The organism is Magnetospirillum molischianum DSM 120 (assembly GCF_000294655.1).
GTDB classification, from domain to species: domain Bacteria; phylum Pseudomonadota; class Alphaproteobacteria; order Rhodospirillales; family Magnetospirillaceae; genus Phaeospirillum; species Phaeospirillum molischianum.
On record NZ_CAHP01000061.1, the window covers coordinates 1 to 898 of the forward strand.

The following is an 898-nucleotide window of genomic DNA, read 5'->3' on the forward strand; positions in this document are numbered from 1 at the left end:
GGAAGACCACCACGTTGATAGGTGGCGTGTGGAAGCGTGGTAACACGTGAAGCTAAGCCATACTAATCGCTCGATCGGCTTGATCGCCCATGCGCGGCGGCAAGCCCGACTATCTAGAACGCTAAATTGCACGCGGTTTACTCAGATCAGAAATAAGTTTCCTTCGACGACCTGGTGGTCATAGCGAGGGCCCCCCACCCGATCCCATCCCGAACTCGGACGTGAAACCCCTCTGCGCCCATGGTACTGTGTCTTAAGGCACGGGAGAGTCGGTCGCTGCCAGGTCTTCTAAGGAAACTTATACCTATACACAACGACATCCCCCAGCTCCACTTCTTCTCTCTTCTCGCGGGGTGGAGCAGCCCGGTAGCTCGTCAGGCTCATAACCTGAAGGTCGCAGGTTCAAATCCTGCCCCCGCAACCAAAAATATAAACGAATTCAAGGCGTTAGCTCAAAAAGCTAACGCCTTTTTCGCGTCCCAGTCCCGCCACAGGTAACACATAGGTAGTCGTCCGTGAATAACCCGAAGCCCGTCCTGTCACCTGGGTTTGGGGCTGTGGCGAAGTAATCGAATTTGCCAGATTCGGCGTCGTGTCCCCCCGATTCCCGGCAAATTTCGTATCCCAACCTTGCCCCTTTACGGTGCCCATCGGTTGTGATTCCATTCTCTCAGAGCCGCTCGGGGAGGAGAGATGACGCCGCACAAGAGACCGCCGCAGACCGAGGGCGACCTGTTCCGGTCGCGGCTCGACCAGATCATCAACCTGCGCCACGACTTGGTCCGGCTGGCGGGTTTGGTCGCCTGGGGCTTTTTCGACGAGCGGTTCGCGCCGCTTTACGCGGAAACGGGGCGCCCGGGTGTTCCGACCCGACTGATGGTGGGATTGCACCTGCTCA

General features: G+C 57.8%; 1 tRNA gene, 2 rRNA genes and 1 pseudogene. All 4 read left to right on the forward strand.

Annotation, left to right across the window (positions count from 1 at the left end):
• Positions 1-87 (forward strand): 23S ribosomal RNA (locus tag PHAMO_RS18195); the annotation flags it as partial.
• Positions 88-170: 83 nt separating this feature from the next.
• Positions 171-285 (forward strand): 5S ribosomal RNA (gene rrf, locus PHAMO_RS18200).
• Positions 286-347: 62 nt separating this feature from the next.
• Positions 348-424, forward strand: a tRNA-Met gene (locus tag PHAMO_RS18205).
• Between the two features lie 269 nt (positions 425-693).
• Positions 694-898, forward strand: a pseudogene (locus tag PHAMO_RS18210) (IS5/IS1182 family transposase); the annotation flags it as partial.